The 14,933-nt window shown below is 36.2% G+C and carries 14 protein-coding genes; 9 read left to right on the top strand and 5 right to left on the bottom strand.

The genetic code is table 11. The annotated features are described in order from the left end of the window. Positions 1-31 precede the first annotated feature (31 nt). The 3 genes from PGC35_RS04035 to PGC35_RS04025 all read left to right on the top strand — a co-directional run bounded on the left by PGC35_RS04035 (position 32) and on the right by PGC35_RS04025 (position 3,828). Positions 32-337 (top strand): monooxygenase, encoded by a 306-nt coding sequence (locus PGC35_RS04035; RefSeq protein WP_375218286.1) that lies wholly within the window; start codon positions 32-34, stop codon positions 335-337. A gap of 226 nt (positions 338-563) precedes the next feature. Then, positions 564-1,553: a YecA family protein gene (locus PGC35_RS04030; protein ID WP_375218285.1), complete on the top strand. Its 990-nt coding sequence runs from the start codon at positions 564-566 to the stop codon at positions 1,551-1,553. 172 nt (positions 1,554-1,725) lie between these two features. Then, the gene (locus PGC35_RS04025; protein WP_375218284.1) at positions 1,726-3,828 is read left to right on the top strand and encodes a methyl-accepting chemotaxis protein; all 2,103 of its coding nucleotides are present in this window, start codon (positions 1,726-1,728) and stop codon (positions 3,826-3,828) included. A gap of 49 nt (positions 3,829-3,877) precedes the next feature. Here PGC35_RS04025 and PGC35_RS04020 read toward each other — a convergent pair whose 3' ends face one another. Both PGC35_RS04020 and PGC35_RS04015 read right to left on the bottom strand, forming a co-directional pair. Further along, complete coding sequence (locus PGC35_RS04020; protein WP_375218486.1) at positions 3,878-7,588, bottom strand: S8 family serine peptidase; 3,711 nt, start codon at positions 7,586-7,588, stop codon at positions 3,878-3,880. Positions 7,589-7,837: 249 nt separating this feature from the next. After that, positions 7,838-8,026: a hypothetical protein gene (locus tag PGC35_RS04015; RefSeq protein WP_275788469.1), complete on the bottom strand. Its 189-nt coding sequence runs from the start codon at positions 8,024-8,026 to the stop codon at positions 7,838-7,840. A gap of 156 nt (positions 8,027-8,182) precedes the next feature. Between PGC35_RS04015 and PGC35_RS04010 the strand changes: the two genes are divergently transcribed. The 6 genes from PGC35_RS04010 to PGC35_RS03985 all read left to right on the top strand — a co-directional run bounded on the left by PGC35_RS04010 (position 8,183) and on the right by PGC35_RS03985 (position 12,442). Further along, complete coding sequence (locus tag PGC35_RS04010) at positions 8,183-8,404, top strand: hypothetical protein (RefSeq protein ID WP_053590736.1); 222 nt, start codon at positions 8,183-8,185, stop codon at positions 8,402-8,404. 72 nt (positions 8,405-8,476) lie between these two features. Further along, complete coding sequence (locus PGC35_RS04005; RefSeq protein WP_375218283.1) at positions 8,477-8,911, top strand: YusW family protein; 435 nt, start codon at positions 8,477-8,479, stop codon at positions 8,909-8,911. A gap of 134 nt (positions 8,912-9,045) precedes the next feature. Continuing rightward, the gene (locus PGC35_RS04000; protein ID WP_375218282.1) at positions 9,046-9,393 is read left to right on the top strand and encodes a PadR family transcriptional regulator; all 348 of its coding nucleotides are present in this window, start codon (positions 9,046-9,048) and stop codon (positions 9,391-9,393) included. Beyond that, positions 9,380-10,378, top strand: a complete 999-nt coding sequence (locus tag PGC35_RS03995) for an HAAS signaling domain-containing protein (protein ID WP_375218281.1) — start codon at positions 9,380-9,382, stop codon at positions 10,376-10,378. Before PGC35_RS04000 ends, PGC35_RS03995 begins: the two co-directional genes overlap by 14 nt. A 220-nt stretch (positions 10,379-10,598) precedes the next feature. Further along, positions 10,599-11,429, top strand: coding sequence for a general stress protein (locus tag PGC35_RS03990; RefSeq protein ID WP_375218280.1), 831 nt, complete (start codon positions 10,599-10,601; stop codon positions 11,427-11,429). A gap of 98 nt (positions 11,430-11,527) precedes the next feature. After that, positions 11,528-12,442 (top strand): exonuclease domain-containing protein, encoded by a 915-nt coding sequence (locus PGC35_RS03985; protein ID WP_375218279.1) that lies wholly within the window; start codon positions 11,528-11,530, stop codon positions 12,440-12,442. Between the two features lie 430 nt (positions 12,443-12,872). Here PGC35_RS03985 and PGC35_RS03980 read toward each other — a convergent pair whose 3' ends face one another. The 3 genes from PGC35_RS03980 to argS all read right to left on the bottom strand — a co-directional run bounded on the left by PGC35_RS03980 (position 12,873) and on the right by argS (position 14,810). Beyond that, positions 12,873-13,451, bottom strand: a complete 579-nt coding sequence (locus PGC35_RS03980; protein WP_375218278.1) for a collagen-like triple helix repeat-containing protein — start codon at positions 13,449-13,451, stop codon at positions 12,873-12,875. After that, positions 13,358-13,882, bottom strand: a complete 525-nt coding sequence (locus PGC35_RS03975; protein ID WP_375218277.1) for a hypothetical protein — start codon at positions 13,880-13,882, stop codon at positions 13,358-13,360. Before PGC35_RS03975 ends, PGC35_RS03980 begins: the two co-directional genes overlap by 94 nt. Before the next feature lie 358 nt (positions 13,883-14,240). Beyond that, positions 14,241-14,810, bottom strand: a complete 570-nt coding sequence (gene argS, locus PGC35_RS03970) for an arginine--tRNA ligase domain-containing protein (protein ID WP_375218276.1) — start codon at positions 14,808-14,810, stop codon at positions 14,241-14,243. Between the last annotated feature and the right edge of the window lie 123 nt (positions 14,811-14,933).

Below are 14,933 nucleotides of genomic sequence, written 5' to 3'. Positions count from 1 at the left end.
AAAATAGAAGTAGATAAAAGGAGATCAACAAATGCCATATATTTTACAAGTAGATTTTAAACAAAATGGTCCTTACGGAAAAGAAATGTATGAAGCATATGCAGATTTGGCAAAAAGTATAAATGAAGAAAAAGGGTTTAAATGGAAAATATGGACAGAGAACGAAGAGATGAAAGAAGTAGGTGGAATTTATCTTTTTGAATCAAAAGTAGATGCCGAAAACTACTTGACCATGCACTCCAAACGCTTAGAAAGTTATGGGATAACCGAAGTGAATGGAAAAATTTTTAAGGCGAATGAAGCATTAACAACGATTAACGGTGGACCAATGAAATAAAGTAAAAAAAAATAGGGAAACACTAGCCTTGAATAAGAGCTTGGTGTTTTCCTTTTTTATATCCTATAGGCGAATTGCTGCATCCATTCTTTTCATTACATATCAACAATGAAATTTAACAGAGCTTTATACTAAGAAATATGCACCAAGTCGTTAGTTCCTTAATTGTCTACCAATATTATGATAGACTAAAACGATATGTTAATTAGTAAAAGGAAGTGTTTAGATGGTAGGACGTAATGATCCCTGTCCATGTGGGAGCGGGAAGAAATATAAAAAATGTTGCGAGTCGAAAGAGACTATTACAATAGAAGAAGTTCAGTCAGAAGAGTTGGAACGAATATTACAGACGTTTTACGAGGAATATCCAGAAAGAAAAGATTTACCTAATTACGTAGAGCTTGTAAAAACATGGAGTGAGCCATTAAAAAAATATTTGGACCAAGAAATGATTGAAGCGATTGTACTAGATGAATTCTTTTTCCATCATCAACAAGAAATTTGGAGAGATTATTTAGAAAAGCAGCAAAAGAAAGTAGTGCGACCTTCGACATTAGAAGTGTTAAAGATGTGGGAAGAACCTCGAGTGTACATTGGTGAAGTAGAAGAGGTGGAAGAATATTATTTAACTGTAAGGAACATTTTTACAAAAGAAAACATTAAACTGAAACGAGAAAGTGAAAAACCAGTACCGGTAGGAATGCATACGTATTGCTTTGTATTACCAGATGGAACGGAAGAAAACCATTTTTTAGCTATTTCCAGCTTAATCTTCTTTCCGACAGATCACAAATGCGTATTTGAGAATCTAACGAAACAATACGAGGATCAGCAGGAGGTATCACCATCAGATTTTCTTAAAGAAAACGGCCCAATATTTTGGAGTTTACTTGGAGAAAATGGCTATGAGGGTGGGGAATATACACACTTTGAAGCAGGGGTACTACAAGTCGCTATTAATTTTTTGAAGAACAATGATAGAGAGTATGAAAAATTATTAGAAATAGTGGAAGACTATTTATTTGAACAGCAACCGAATGCTCGTAAAGAAGTAGCTATTGCGGCAGGAGCTATTCGATTCGGACAAGAAAACGGTCTTTTTGAACCGTTAAATTTGACGGTGAAGGAAATCGCTGAGAATTTTCAAGTATCGACTTCATCTTTAAATAAGTACTATCATGAGTTAAACAGTTATTATAAGCATGAATCTAACTAAATAAATTGACCTACAGCGAGTGGTATTAAGTCCCACTTGCTGTTTTTTTGTTTAAGACAAAAAACCTTCACTAAAAACGATCAAATAGGTCTAATTAAATTCCAAATTATAGTCTTGTTGCTTGATAAATAAAACATTATGATAAATTTAGTTGAAAAAGGAGTGTAATAATGTGAAAAAGTCAAAAAGTATTGCTATAAAGTTATCAGCACTTATTATTGGTCTATTTTTGATTTTATTTCTTGCTTATACAGTTGTAACAAGTGTGATTTTGTACAACCAAAGTATAGATGATTCTGAGAAATCAACTCTTCAAAATGCACAATTCTCTGCCGCGAAGATGAGCGATCGTTTTAAGAAAACAAATGATGTCTTGCAGACTACTAAGAATATTCTTGAGACAATGCAGGCAAACGGAGACCTATCAGAAGACGAAGTATTAAATGTTTTAGAAACAAATTTAGCTAAAAACAATGATTTGTTCGGAGTAGCGGCACTCTTGGAACCCGGAACAGTAGAAGTAGATTCCACTATTTCCAATACGCTTACTGATAGTGAGAAACGCTTTATTCCTTATTTGTATAAAGAAGGGGATAGTATAATAACTAGTCCTATAGAAGGGTATGAAAAAGAAGATTCTGCTGACTGGTACTGGATTCCGAAAAAAGAGGGACGAGCAGTTTTGACGGAGCCATATGATTACGATGTAAATGGAAAAACAGTTTCTATGACAACGATCTCCGTCCCTTTAGTTACATCTTCCGGCACTTTTTTTGGTGTCCTTACTGCCGACTTGTCCATTGAATTTTTAGCAGAACTAGTAAATTCCATTAAACCTGCTGGTGGATATGCAGGTATTATTACGCAGAGTGGAATGCTTACAGTAAATAGCATTAATGAAAAAATGAATGGAACGAATATGGAGGATTCAATTGATTGGAACCCAGTGAAAAGTACACTTGATAGTGGAAAGCCAGCGCATTTATATGTGGATTCGAAGCAGCTTGGAGAAAACTCCTATAATGCATTTTCACCAATGATACTTGAGGGAATTGATGATACATGGTCAGTTCAACTGGTATTACCAAAATCTAAAATCTTAGAGACGTATAATCAAATATTAATATTAACAATTGTTGCAGCTATTGTAATGGTAGCTTTAATGGCAATTGTAACTGCGTGGTTTATCTTTAGGCAATTAAAACCTTTGAAGTTTTTACGCGCGTCAATTGAAACTGCTGCAGGTGGAGATTTAACTAAAAAGGTGGAAGAAAAATATATTAAATCCGATGAGATAGGCGCGGTTGCATTAGCTTATAACAATATGCTAGAAAAAACAAAAGATGCAATACATACCGTACTTAATTCTTCTACACTTCTTAATAAATCGTCTAGTGATGTACACGAAGCATTTGATGAAATAGTTGCTTCTAGCCAAGAGGTGTCTTTAGCTACGAATGAAATTGCACAAGGTGCTTCTAAGCAATCAGAGGATACAGAAGAAACGAATCACCGAATGATTGAATTATCGGAACAAATAGATGCACTTACAACATTATCTGAGCAAATGAATGAGTTATCAAATAAAACTAGTATATCGACACAAAAAGGCATGAATGAAGTAGTGGCATTACGTGAAAATAATATTGCAACGAATGAAATGAATGAAAAGGTTCAACAACAAATAGAAACCCTATCTTCAAACATTGCAAATATCAATCAAGTTATTGCTTCTATTCAAGGTATTGCAGAACAAACAAACTTACTTGCCCTTAATGCAAGCATCGAGGCTGCTCGAGCTGGAGAGCATGGTAAAGGATTTGCAGTAGTTGCAGAAGAAGTAAGAAAACTGGCCGAACAGTCAAGAAGCGAAACCGAAGTCATTAAGCGCACTGTGGATAGTATATTAGAGGAATCAAAACAAACCGTAGCAGTTATTGCTTCTAATGTAGCTTTAATGCAAGCACAGAGTGAATCGGTCCATAGTACAGAGACGGCTTTCAAAGATAATAATGAACTTTCAAGTGCCATTGCCAGTGCGATTAACGAGTTAGTAACGGAGCTTTCTGATATGTTGGAACATAAAAATCAAGCAATAATGGCCATTCAAAGTATTTCGGCTATATCAGAAGAAACTGCTGCTTCAGCAGAAGAGGTTAGTGCTTCTGCTGCTGATCAACAAGCTGAATTAGAAAGAGTTGCTGGTTCCGTTGAACATATGAACAAGATTGCGCAAGAATTACAGGAAGTTGTAAATCGATTCAAGCTTTCTTAAACAAAAGAAGGGTTGTCCCAAAAAGATATTGGGACAACCCTTTTCTTATTTAATTTTTATCTTTTCCTTTTGGTGGTTTTGTTTCTTTTACTTCTTGCTTCGTAACGGTAATATTTTGTACTGATTCGTTACCGGCTAAGTCCACCACTTTTAGTTCAAAGTTATTATTACCTGGTTCTAATGGAAGTTCTACATCTACAGTATGATTGTAGCCTTTCATTGCGTATGGCTCAGAAAGTGGATTATAGAATACTTCACTTCCATTCAAGTACAGACGAACCTCATCAAAGTTATCACCAACTTGAACTTGTATTGTTGGATTAGGATCTTCTGCTTTAACATTTTTAGGTAATGATTTTTTCACTGCTTGTACAGTTGGTTTTTCTGTGTCTACAATAATTTTACGAGTGATAGCCATTTTATTATCAAATTCATCGATTGCTTCCACATTTACATCGTGTACACCACTATTGAATGTTAAAGTGTGTGAGAAAGCTTTACCGTCGAATGATTTTGCAGCTACACCATTTATTTTAAGTGATTTGATAGCAGAATCATCTTCGACAGTTCCTTCTACCAATATATTAGAAGTATTATATGTTCCTAATGCCTCTGGTGATTGAATAAAGATAACAGGTTCTTTTGTTTCGGTTGCATTTCCTATTGAAGCCTCTTCTGTAGTCACATTACCTGCGATATCCCAAACTTTAACAGACAGCTTATCTCCTGGCTGAGCTTGTTCCACCACATAAGACTCAAGAGTAGCAGCTTCTGTTACTTCCTGATCATTTACATAAACTTCTACACGATCAATTCCAACACCGTCATCACTTGCATTAGCAATTGCTAAGGTTTTTGTAGATGGATCAAATGTAACATCAGCAGAAGGGGCTTTAGTGTCAACAATGATTGGATATTCAATCGATTGCCATTGTGCACCTTCAAAATCAATAACTCCTCTTAGTTGGATTTTATATTGTCCATCAGCAGTTGGTTTACCGTTTATTAAACCGTCCCATCCATAGGCTGAATTATAAGTGTATGGAGCTCTAGTTGGTGAATCAATATAATGTTTCGTCAAATATCTTTCCGTACGAATGGTTCGTAACTTTTTACCATTTGCATCTAGAATATTAACTTCAAAGTTTTTTGCGTTACGTAATAAAGAATAAACAGGAATAGCTTTATCTAAAGTTCCATCTCCATTTGGAGAAAATGCGAATTTAGTAGGATCGAAATCATCGCTTAGAGATGAACCATTTATAAAGTTTCCTTGTTCATCAGCTAGAGCTTGGAAACCCCAGTAAGTTAAATCTTCCCATGCAAATTGATCGAAGATTGGTGCATCATCCCATGAACCATTAAATCCAAAGAAAGGTACTGTTAATGGTACATTTCCAGAAGTCTCTTCATTAGGGTCCACTAGCTTAACAAATCCATCAATGAAGTAACCATTTGTGAAATACTCACGTAACCATTCAGAGCCGGAAGCGTCTACAGCTACATTAATTGTTGACTCCCCGTTAGCTGGAATAGTCACAGTTGCAGGTACAGAAATTGTTGCATCCGTTTCGTCCAATACATATGATCCATAAGCTGCATTGTTTGGAATAGTAACAAAATTAGCCCCAGCATTTACTGGGCGATCCACTTGCAACTGAACATTCACATCATATGTTTTTTGTTCATTACTAAAGTTTTTAGCCTTTAATGCGAAGTTGAATTGTCCACCATTAATTTCTTTTAAAGCTACTTTTGCTTCGCCAGTTGAAGCATTTGTTACCATTACATCCGTTTCTAAAGCATTAGCTAGCTGCATAATCCCAGCACCTTGGCGACGTGGTGATACATATTCACCTGCTTTAAGTTCTACTGGTTTAGCAGTGTTCATCATTAAGTTTTTGGCAAATTGAACACGAGCAGCTCCAGTAAGTCCGAATTCCTCATTAACTCTTTCTAACACTAGTGCAGTTCCGCCTGCTACGTGTGGAGCAGCCATGGATGTACCACTCATTAACCCATATTCGTTGTCATTTAATGTAGAGAAAATATTTCCACCTGGTGCAGTGATTTCAGGTTTGAAATCTAAGTTGGGAGTTGGACCCCATGATGTAAAGGAACTCATTTTACCTTTTTCAGGGTTTGGCGTATCCAAATATTTTCCATCAAACGCAACAGTTACTACTTTTCCTGCATCTAATCCAGCTTTCATAGCAAGACCATCTGCTTGAAGTGTAGACATATATGGAATTTTAATAGCTGGATCAGATGCCATATTAATCGTGCCAGCTGCATTATTGTAAACAATAACACCTGCAGCACCAGCAGCTTGAGCATTTAAACCTTTTTCAACAAAAGAAATGCTTCCACGAGAGACTAAAGCAAATTTACCTTTTAAATCTTTGCCAGCGAAATCTTGAGGTGTACCAAATCCAGCAAATACAACTTCATAGGAATCTTGTGGAAGTTCGCTAGGATCTTGGTCGTTAGCTAATAAAAATAAGGAACGACCAGATTCGGTACCATCCAATGAATATTTGAAGCTCGATGCTGTAATGGAATCGTTCTCAAAGGAAGCAACTCCAAAAGAATCTTCAGAAACAGAAGGGGAGCCAGTTAATCCATAGTCTTGGTTATCTGCATATGGATACCAAGTACCTGATCCGAACATATCAGAGTTACCTGCAGAGATCGCTACTAACAATCCATTTTCTTGTGCTCGTGTCACTGCTTGTTGTTCTGGACTGCTATTATCTACATAGCCAGCTGTAGAACCTAGAGACATATTTAATACGTCCGCTCCTAACTTGATCGCATCATCCATTGCTTTTACATATATATCCCCATATGTAGAAGGGAATAATGGGTCATTTCCAAAAACTTTCAAAGCAAGTAATTGTGCTTCGGGAGCAACTCCTTTAATTCCACCGTTTTCCTCATCACCATTTGCTCCAACAGTACCAGAAACGTGCATACCATGCATGGAAGCATCTGGGCCAAGGTCACGAATCTCAGTATTTCCATCCATATAGTTATAACCAAAAGGAACTTTAGATGTGAAATATTGTCCTGGTTCAATAGAACCTTCTGCTAAAAGTGAACTAACTTCCGAGGAAGTAATGTCCCCTGAGGAATTGTCGGATAAAATCATATCCCTGTGACTTGGATCGATACCAGTATCGATAACTCCAACAACCATACCTTCCCCTTTGAAGGAGTATTTTTCCCATGCTAATTGAGCTTGTACCAATTCTTTTGAATGAACCATTTGTGGCTCGATGCTTGGTCGTTCGTATTCTGTCGTTTCATAGACAGCTTTGACCCCTTCCAATAAACCGATACTTGCAACATCTCTTGCTTCTACTTCAGCAGAGAAACCATTGAACACAGCAGTAAACTCTTCTTTAAATTGTATATTAGTAGAAACCTTTTTTACTTTTTCTTTAACATTCTTTTGATTGTTTTCAATTGCCGATTCTACAGATTTGCGTTGGGATTTTGGTAGGTCCTTGTAAAGCACCCCTTTGTTCGTTGCAGTTTCTATAGCAGGTGCTTGTTCGAGTTCGACAATAATCCTAACCATTTCCTTAGGATTTTCAGGAGCTAAAAGTCGTTGTGGTACTTTAGGCGTTGATTTTTGTACTTGAATAGATGTGAGCTGTTTTTCTAGCTGTTTAGCTGCTACTGGAGCTGGTGCGCCAAATGATGCAGTGCTAAGTGCCAAAGTAGTAGCAAGTGCAATGATTGTCCCTTTTCTCATTTTCCCCAATGTTATTTCCTCCCCCAATGTGGTTCATTAATTAGACAAAGTTCTTAATAAAAACTCGTCCTATTAATATGACAATAGAAATTTACCATATATTCAGAAGATTTAAAATCCTACTTAAGAATGACAAAAAATAGAATTAGAGGGAAAATAGACATATATAAATAATGAATTAGGAGTTAAAATCCAATTTTTCTACATAAAAAGACACTGATATCTTTTTTAGATACCAGTGCTTTAACATTACTGACCTAATATACTATTGAACAAACCCTTTTTTGAATTCGAAGTAGAGTTATTTTTTGTTCCTCTAATAGGAGTGTTTGTAAAACTATTGAATTGCTTTGATAGCTTATTACGAGATTCTTTGTTTCTCATTAAAAACGCTGCACCTAAGCCTAGTGCCGTCAATGCCATCGTATTTTTTTTCATATGAATTACCCCTTTCAAAAAAATGTTTTGTTAATTAAATAGATTCCCCCAATTTAAAATTTGTAAACTACAAATCTTGTTTTTAGAAAATGTTTAGTGTAGGTAAAAAAGGTTATACAATTAATAACAAATTTATATATAAAGGGAGCGAAAAATATGACGAAGAAATCATCTGAAGATCGTGAACGCAAAGAAGGTCGTCGATTGGATAATCCTGATTTAGTCGATACTGAAAAGGAAAGTCTATTCGATATAGATGAAGATATGCAAACAGTTGATCCGATACCTGTGGAAGAATTAAATGAAAAGGTAAAGGATGAAAAAGATCATCGTGCAACAAAGTCTACTTCATCCAGCGAAAAGCGTTATCCAGATTAAACGTTTATCCTTCTATACTTATGGATAACCTAAGTTTAGAAAATCATTTATGTATAAGAGGGAGATTTGGCTATGAAGAAAAGGTATGCATTATATGGGAGTTCGTTATTATCTATTGCACTGTTTCTAGGAGCATGTGGGGATAATGAAGAAATGGAAAATGCTCCATCTGCAGATGATGCCCAGAGCGAATTTGGATTCCAAGCATTTGATTTAGATATTGATACTGCAGAACATAAGGATGCAATTGATGCCTCGTTTGATATCGATGTATCGGAAACAGAAGCAGAATATGAAAATAAATTAGAGTCAAAAAAATTAGTAGGTGATGAGGCTTACGAGGCGTTAAAACCGATTTTTAAAGATCTCGCCTTAACAAAAGATATGAACAAAGAAGAAACAATTGAGAAAGTATCTAAAGCATTCGGGGTAGAAGACTATACAGAATTTGAATTAGAAATTGAATTTTCGGATGGAGATACACAAGAATTTACAGATAGAAAATAAGAAAAAAACCAATTCATATGATGAATTGGTTTTTTTTATTGTAAAAAAATCATTGTTGTATGTATCACAATAGTGTATGATGCATAGTATAAGTATATAGTGTACAACACACAGTATAAGAGGTGATATTAAGATTGAGCAATTTACTAAATTCTTTCATTACAGAATTAAGAAGAGGAACACTGACTTTAGCTGTACTAAGTCAACTACGTGTTCCGCAGTACGGGTACTCACTTGTCCAATTATTAGAGAAGTCAAACATTGTAATAGATCAAAGTACTCTCTATCCATTACTTCGTCGCTTAGAAAAACAAGATTTAGTAGTCAGCAGCTGGGACACTACCGAAAGTAGACCTCGTAAGTATTACGTATTGAGTGAATATGGTAAGGAAATTTTAGAACAGTTAAAGGAAGAATGGGAAAAAACGTCAAGGGAACTTTATATGTTATTGAAAGGGGAAGAAGGGGATGCATCTAATTGATATTTATATTCAAGAAGTAACGCGCAGACTTCCTGAAAAAAACCGGGAGGATATTGCACTTGAGCTACGTTCGACAATTGAGGATATGTTACCTGAAAACTATACAGAGGTAGATGTAAAGGAATCCTTAACAAAGCTAGGTAATCCAGTTACTCTTGCTAGTGGTTATTTAGATCGACCTATGCATTTGATTGGTCCGATATATTTTGATGCGTATGTAACTTTATTGAAAATGATTTTACCAATTATGGCTGTTATTGTTCTTGTAATCGTGAGTATTGAAAATATTTTATCCTATAATGGGAAAGAAGCAGTAATTGGTATACTTCTCGATATTATGGGAGAGGGAATTTGGGGAGTTATTAATGCGGCAATTCAAACTTTCTTTTGGATAACATTAGTATTTGCGGTAATAGAGAGAACCGATATATCAAAAGAGAGTGTATCGCTAAACACAGGGTTTAAGAAATGGACCCCAGATGACTTAAAAGAAATACCTGTTATTTCAAAGAAAAGGAAAATTCCCAATATAGAGATATTTGGAAGTATCGTTATGATTGCAATTTTTACAGCTGTATATTTCAATGCCGTTCATTTAGTTGGGGTGTATGAAAACGTTCAGGGTGAGCTAAGATTTGTAACGCCCGTTTTTAATCAGGAGGTATTACAATCTTATTGGTTAATTGTAGTTGTGGCAATTGTAGTTGAAATGTTTTTAGTATTTTACAAGTTTATGGTTGGTCAATGGACTAAAAAGGTTGCAATACTGAATTTAATTAGGAATTTAGTATCAACCATTGTTTGTATTATTATCTTCACAAACACTCAGTTAATAAATGAGGATTACATCATCTATTTTGAGGAATTGTTTAATATTACAATGAATGTCAAGGGCACTTTCATGGTAGGAATTATTCTATTGTTTGTCGTCTTTGCAGTCATTGATGTTATCCAAGGATTTCGAAAAGCTTATACGAAGGGATAAGAAGATGGAAGAGGTGCAAATTTGCAGCTCTTCTTTTTTTCAAATAAATGGCTCTATTAAACTATGCTATTGATTTCCGTTATAGGCGGACGCTCTCCGCGGACATCGCTTATGTTTTTCCTTATGTCAAATATTACAGGTCTATTAAATTATGCAATATAGGTTTTTGTGAATGATGAGAGGGTAAAGGATACATAAGACAAATAAAGGAGGAAACACAATGAACATTGAATCAAATCGACGAATTGAAATAGCTCGTTCAGAAGAAGAGATGTATGAAAAGTTGGAACTCCTACAAGAACAAGGATACGCAGAAAATGACATTCATGTAATTTCTCGAGAAAGTGCACACCTTAACACACTTAATCGTCATTCGGATGTCTCTACTCATGAAGCGGGTACGTTTGTGGACAAATTTAAGTCGTGGTTCACTGGAGAAGATGCTGTAACAGAAGGATTAAGAAAGTTGGACTTGGATGAATATGAAACAGAACGCTACGCAAAAGAAGTGTCAGGAGGAAGCATCGTTCTGTATACTGACGTTTTAACTCATGCAGATGATGCAAATTTTGAAAATCGACAAGATGATACTGTATATACAGATACAGTTGGAACAAGCGTTGTTCAATCTCGTTTTACAGAAACAGAGGAACCAATAAGTGATTATTCGAAAGAGCAAGGTTTCACACCATCTACCAATCAATTTGTAAATAAAACAGATGGACGTTATGATGAACCTCAAGATCGATTTGTACGAGGAGAAACATTTGCAACAGATCCCTATTTAGCAAAAGAAGATCATATTGGACATTCTATGCAAGAGGAAAGAATCGTGCGTGAAAAACGACCAAGCTTTAATGAAAGTCTGACTAATGAAGAAAAAAATTATGGAAACCAATCCCCCGGTGCGGATCCAAATTTAGGACCAGCAGCATTTGGAGATGAATCAATAGAGGAAGAAGAAAATCGTCACACTCCTGAACAATATGAGGAAAAATTGGAGAGAGAAAGACGTCTGGATGAAATGCCTCCAATGAATAGATTATATTAAAGAAAACACTTAAAACCCCTTGCAGCAATTGCAAGGGGTTTTAAGTGTTTAGTAGTTTATGAGATAATAATGAACAAAGCGTAAAAAGGAGTGATGGAATGGACTTCGTAGCAATAGATTTTGAAACTGCAAATAGTTTACGTACAAGCGTGTGCTCTATTGGGATTGTGCAAGTGAAAAATGGGGAAATCAAAGAAGAAATACATACTCTCATCAATCCATTAAGCGAGTTTCATTACTACAATACAAAAATTCATGGAATAACAGAAGATATGGTCATTAGTGCCCCAACATTTGAAGAATTTTGGCCGAATTTTAAAGGATTCATAGATAATCAAATGATTATTGCTCATAATGCTAGCTTTGATATTAGTGTTTTAAGGGCATCATTAAATAACTTTCATGAGACATATCCTAATTTTCAGTATGGCTGTTCCTATCAAATTGCTAAAAAGGTTTGGCCAGATCTTTATAATCATAAATTATCTACAGTATCGAATTATCTAGGCATTAGCCTAAGACATCATGATGCTTTGGAAGATGCACGGGCTGCAGCGTTAATAACACTTGAGGCCCTTCAGAAAACGCAGACAAATTCTATTCAAGACCTTTCAAAAATACACAAATTAAAAATAGGTACTCCAATGCCTACAAAGAAACAGGTATCTCGTCCTAAAAAAAGTAATGCAGATGTATTTATTCAATCACTTGAAACTGAAATTAGTTCTCCAAATAGGAAGCATCCACTTTATGGAGCTAACATTGTTTTTACAGGTAGAATGATTTCGATGACAAGGGTGCAAGCTGCCCAACTCGCAGTTAATTGTGGTGCTAACTGTAAAGGTGGTGTCGATAGCAATACAAATGTTTTAGTCGTTGGCGACAACGATTTAGTGAAGTATGTACAAGGGGTTAAAAGTACTAAAATGAAAAAGGCAGAAGAGATGATTCGTCAAGGCATGCCAATTGAAATTGTTGGGGAACAAGATTTTTTAAGGTTAGTAAAAGTATAATTTTTGAGAATGGTTCAGTCAAAAATAATTATGACTGAACTATTTTTTAAAATAAAATAATACTTGTAATAGTATAGTAGAAAGATTTATTAAAAAATTCTTAAAAGCTTTTTATAAATAATTATTGTATGGGAGTTGTTCTTTAAAGAGCAACTCTTTTTACGGTTCTGTTATTTATTACGGTAGACTTTTAAATTGTAAAACGCGCATTAAAGTGGTTTCAACACCTTAAAGAAAGAGGTGCCGAGGTGTGATCATACAGCAGGTTTTTGTGAGTATACAGCAACTCATACGGACATGGTGCCAGCGTGAATGGCTATAAATTTACGCATCTTTACATATAAAAAAGAAAGTTTAAACGAGAGTACTTAACTAAATGAAAAGAAGCTGACCTTTAGTTTTTTTCACTAAGGGCAGCCTTATAAAGTGACTATGAAGAAATTTTCTTGAGAGTGATGGCAGCATTGATACCGATTTGTGAACCGCCTCCATCCAACCGTAAGTCAAGATAACTCGGTAGGGACGTATGATTACGGAGAGTTAAATCAGTATTATCCTTTAAACGAAGAATTTGAATACCTACATTTTGGTTATTTCCACTTTCATCACTAAAGGATGTACCTTCAATCTCTATACCATTTGCAAATAGAGTTAACTGGTTTGGATGTCTTCCTGATAAGTGATAAATAATTTCGTAAACTCCACCATGTTTTATGTGGATAATTGCTTCTCCTTCTTTATGGGTAATTCCTGCTGTCATAATACCATTCTTATTAAATTTGATATCTTCTTCTTGAAAAGTCCGTTGCTTATCGGTATTAAAAATATAAGCATATTCTGGAATCCCTACAGATGGTCCAGGAGGTCCCGCCACTCCAGGGGGACCTTTAGCTCCAGTTGGTCCAGTCGGCCCTGCTACCCCAGGAGGTCCTTGTTTTCCACGAGGACCGGTTTCACCTTTATCTCCCTTATCTCCTTTTGAACCAGGTATCCCAGGAGCTCCTGCCACTCCAGGAGGACCCTGTTCACCAGGAACTCCAGGAGGTCCTTGTTTTCCACGAGGACCGGTTTCACCTTTATCTCCCTTATCTCCTTTTGAACCAGGTATCCCAGGAGCTCCTGCCACTCCAGGAGGTCCCTGTTCACCAGGAACTCCAGGAGGTCCTTGTTTTCCACGAGGACCGGTTTCACCTTTATCTCCCTTATCTCCTTTTGGACCAGGTATCCCAGGAGGACCTTGCTCTCCTTGAGGTCCAGGCCTGCCTCGCGGACCCTCATAACCCATTGCCCCCCGAGGTCCCCTTGCCCCAGGAGGACCTTGCTCGCCAGGAGGACCTTGCTCACCAGAAGGCCCCTCCAAACCTCGTGGTCCTCGCCTGCCCCTAGGGGGATGAATCTTTCCACACTTGCTGCATGGTTCTCTTTTTTCCAATTGTTCACTTCCTCTCTCTATTAAAGTATTCAAAAGGGGTGAGGGGGGTTGGACTTTAGTCAGTGGTGGAAAATCTAATATTATTCGGGTGAATAAGTATTTAGGAGTTGTATTGCATGGCATTTGATTATAGTTGGGACTTTGGCTCAATTAATTTTTAGGGAACTTCTAGAGTTGCATTGCTTAGGAAGAGGAGAGCAGGGAGACTTTTATAGTCAGGAATAAAGGATACAAGACTAAAGCGGTAAAAGGAATGATTAATCATTTGTTTGAGATTCAAATGTTGTACTAATAGATAATATAAGTTCAAATGAAAAGGGGGAACAAAGGAACTGAACTAAGAAATGGACAGTTCCTTTGTTATGTTTACATTTCGCTTGGCGCTTTCATACCTAACAATCTTAAAGATTCTCCTAACACAGTTACTACAGAGTGAACAATCGCTAAACGATAAGGTAAGTGAGTAGGGTCTTTTAAGATCTGCACGTTACCATAAAATGAATTAAATACTTGTGACAGATCTAATGCGTATTTTGCTATTAAGGATGGGTCATACTCAGAAGCAGCTCGCTGAGTGATGGATGGAAATTGTTGAAGTGATTTAATAACTTCCCATTCATAATCATTGACTTCTGTCACTAGGTAGGTTTCTACTTCTTGAGCTTTTCTTAAAATAGAGCAAGCACGTGCGTACGTATATTGTATATACGGTCCTGTTTCACCCTCGGTTTGAAGCATTTTCTTTATATCGAATTCTATATCATGCTTTCGGTGTTGTTTTAAATCACTAAAGATAATAGCTCCAACACCTACTTCTTTTGCAACCTCTTTTTTATTTCTTAGCTGAGGATTTTTTTCTTCTATTGTTTTCTCGGCTAATTGAATAGCCTCATTTAATACTTCTTCTAACAGAATTATTTTACCTTTTCGTGTCACTAGTGTTGCATAAATAGTGTCATAATTTTCAGTTTACTCACCTTCCCTGTTTAGAGGCAAAAAAGTAAATACCCAATCAAAGGTGGCCCCATCCATTTGGAAATTTATTTACAATTAGACTTT

It is taken from the genome of Psychrobacillus sp. PGGUH221 (assembly GCF_042055255.1).
GTDB lineage: Bacteria > Bacillota > Bacilli > Bacillales_A > Planococcaceae > Psychrobacillus.
This window is presented reverse-complemented; position numbering and strand designations above follow the sequence as displayed.

Bases quoted from the DNA above. Each gene is read 5' to 3' on its own strand.
- PGC35_RS04035 (WP_375218286.1), top strand. From the start codon at position 32: ATGCCATATATTTTACAAGTAGATTTTAAACAAAATGGTCCTTACGGA.
- PGC35_RS04030 (WP_375218285.1), top strand. From the start codon at position 564: ATGGTAGGACGTAATGATCCCTGTCCATGTGGGAGCGGGAAGAAATAT.
- PGC35_RS04020 (WP_375218486.1), bottom strand. From the start codon at position 7,588: ATGAGAAAAGGGACAATCATTGCACTTGCTACTACTTTGGCACTTAGC.
- PGC35_RS04015 (WP_275788469.1), bottom strand. From the start codon at position 8,026: ATGAAAAAAAATACGATGGCATTGACGGCACTAGGCTTAGGTGCAGCG.
- PGC35_RS04010 (WP_053590736.1), top strand. From the start codon at position 8,183: ATGACGAAGAAATCATCTGAAGATCGTGAACGCAAAGAAGGTCGTCGA.
- PGC35_RS04005 (WP_375218283.1), top strand. From the start codon at position 8,477: ATGAAGAAAAGGTATGCATTATATGGGAGTTCGTTATTATCTATTGCA.
- PGC35_RS03995 (WP_375218281.1), top strand. From the start codon at position 9,380: ATGCATCTAATTGATATTTATATTCAAGAAGTAACGCGCAGACTTCCT.
- PGC35_RS03990 (WP_375218280.1), top strand. From the start codon at position 10,599: ATGAACATTGAATCAAATCGACGAATTGAAATAGCTCGTTCAGAAGAA.
- PGC35_RS03985 (WP_375218279.1), top strand. From the start codon at position 11,528: ATGGACTTCGTAGCAATAGATTTTGAAACTGCAAATAGTTTACGTACA.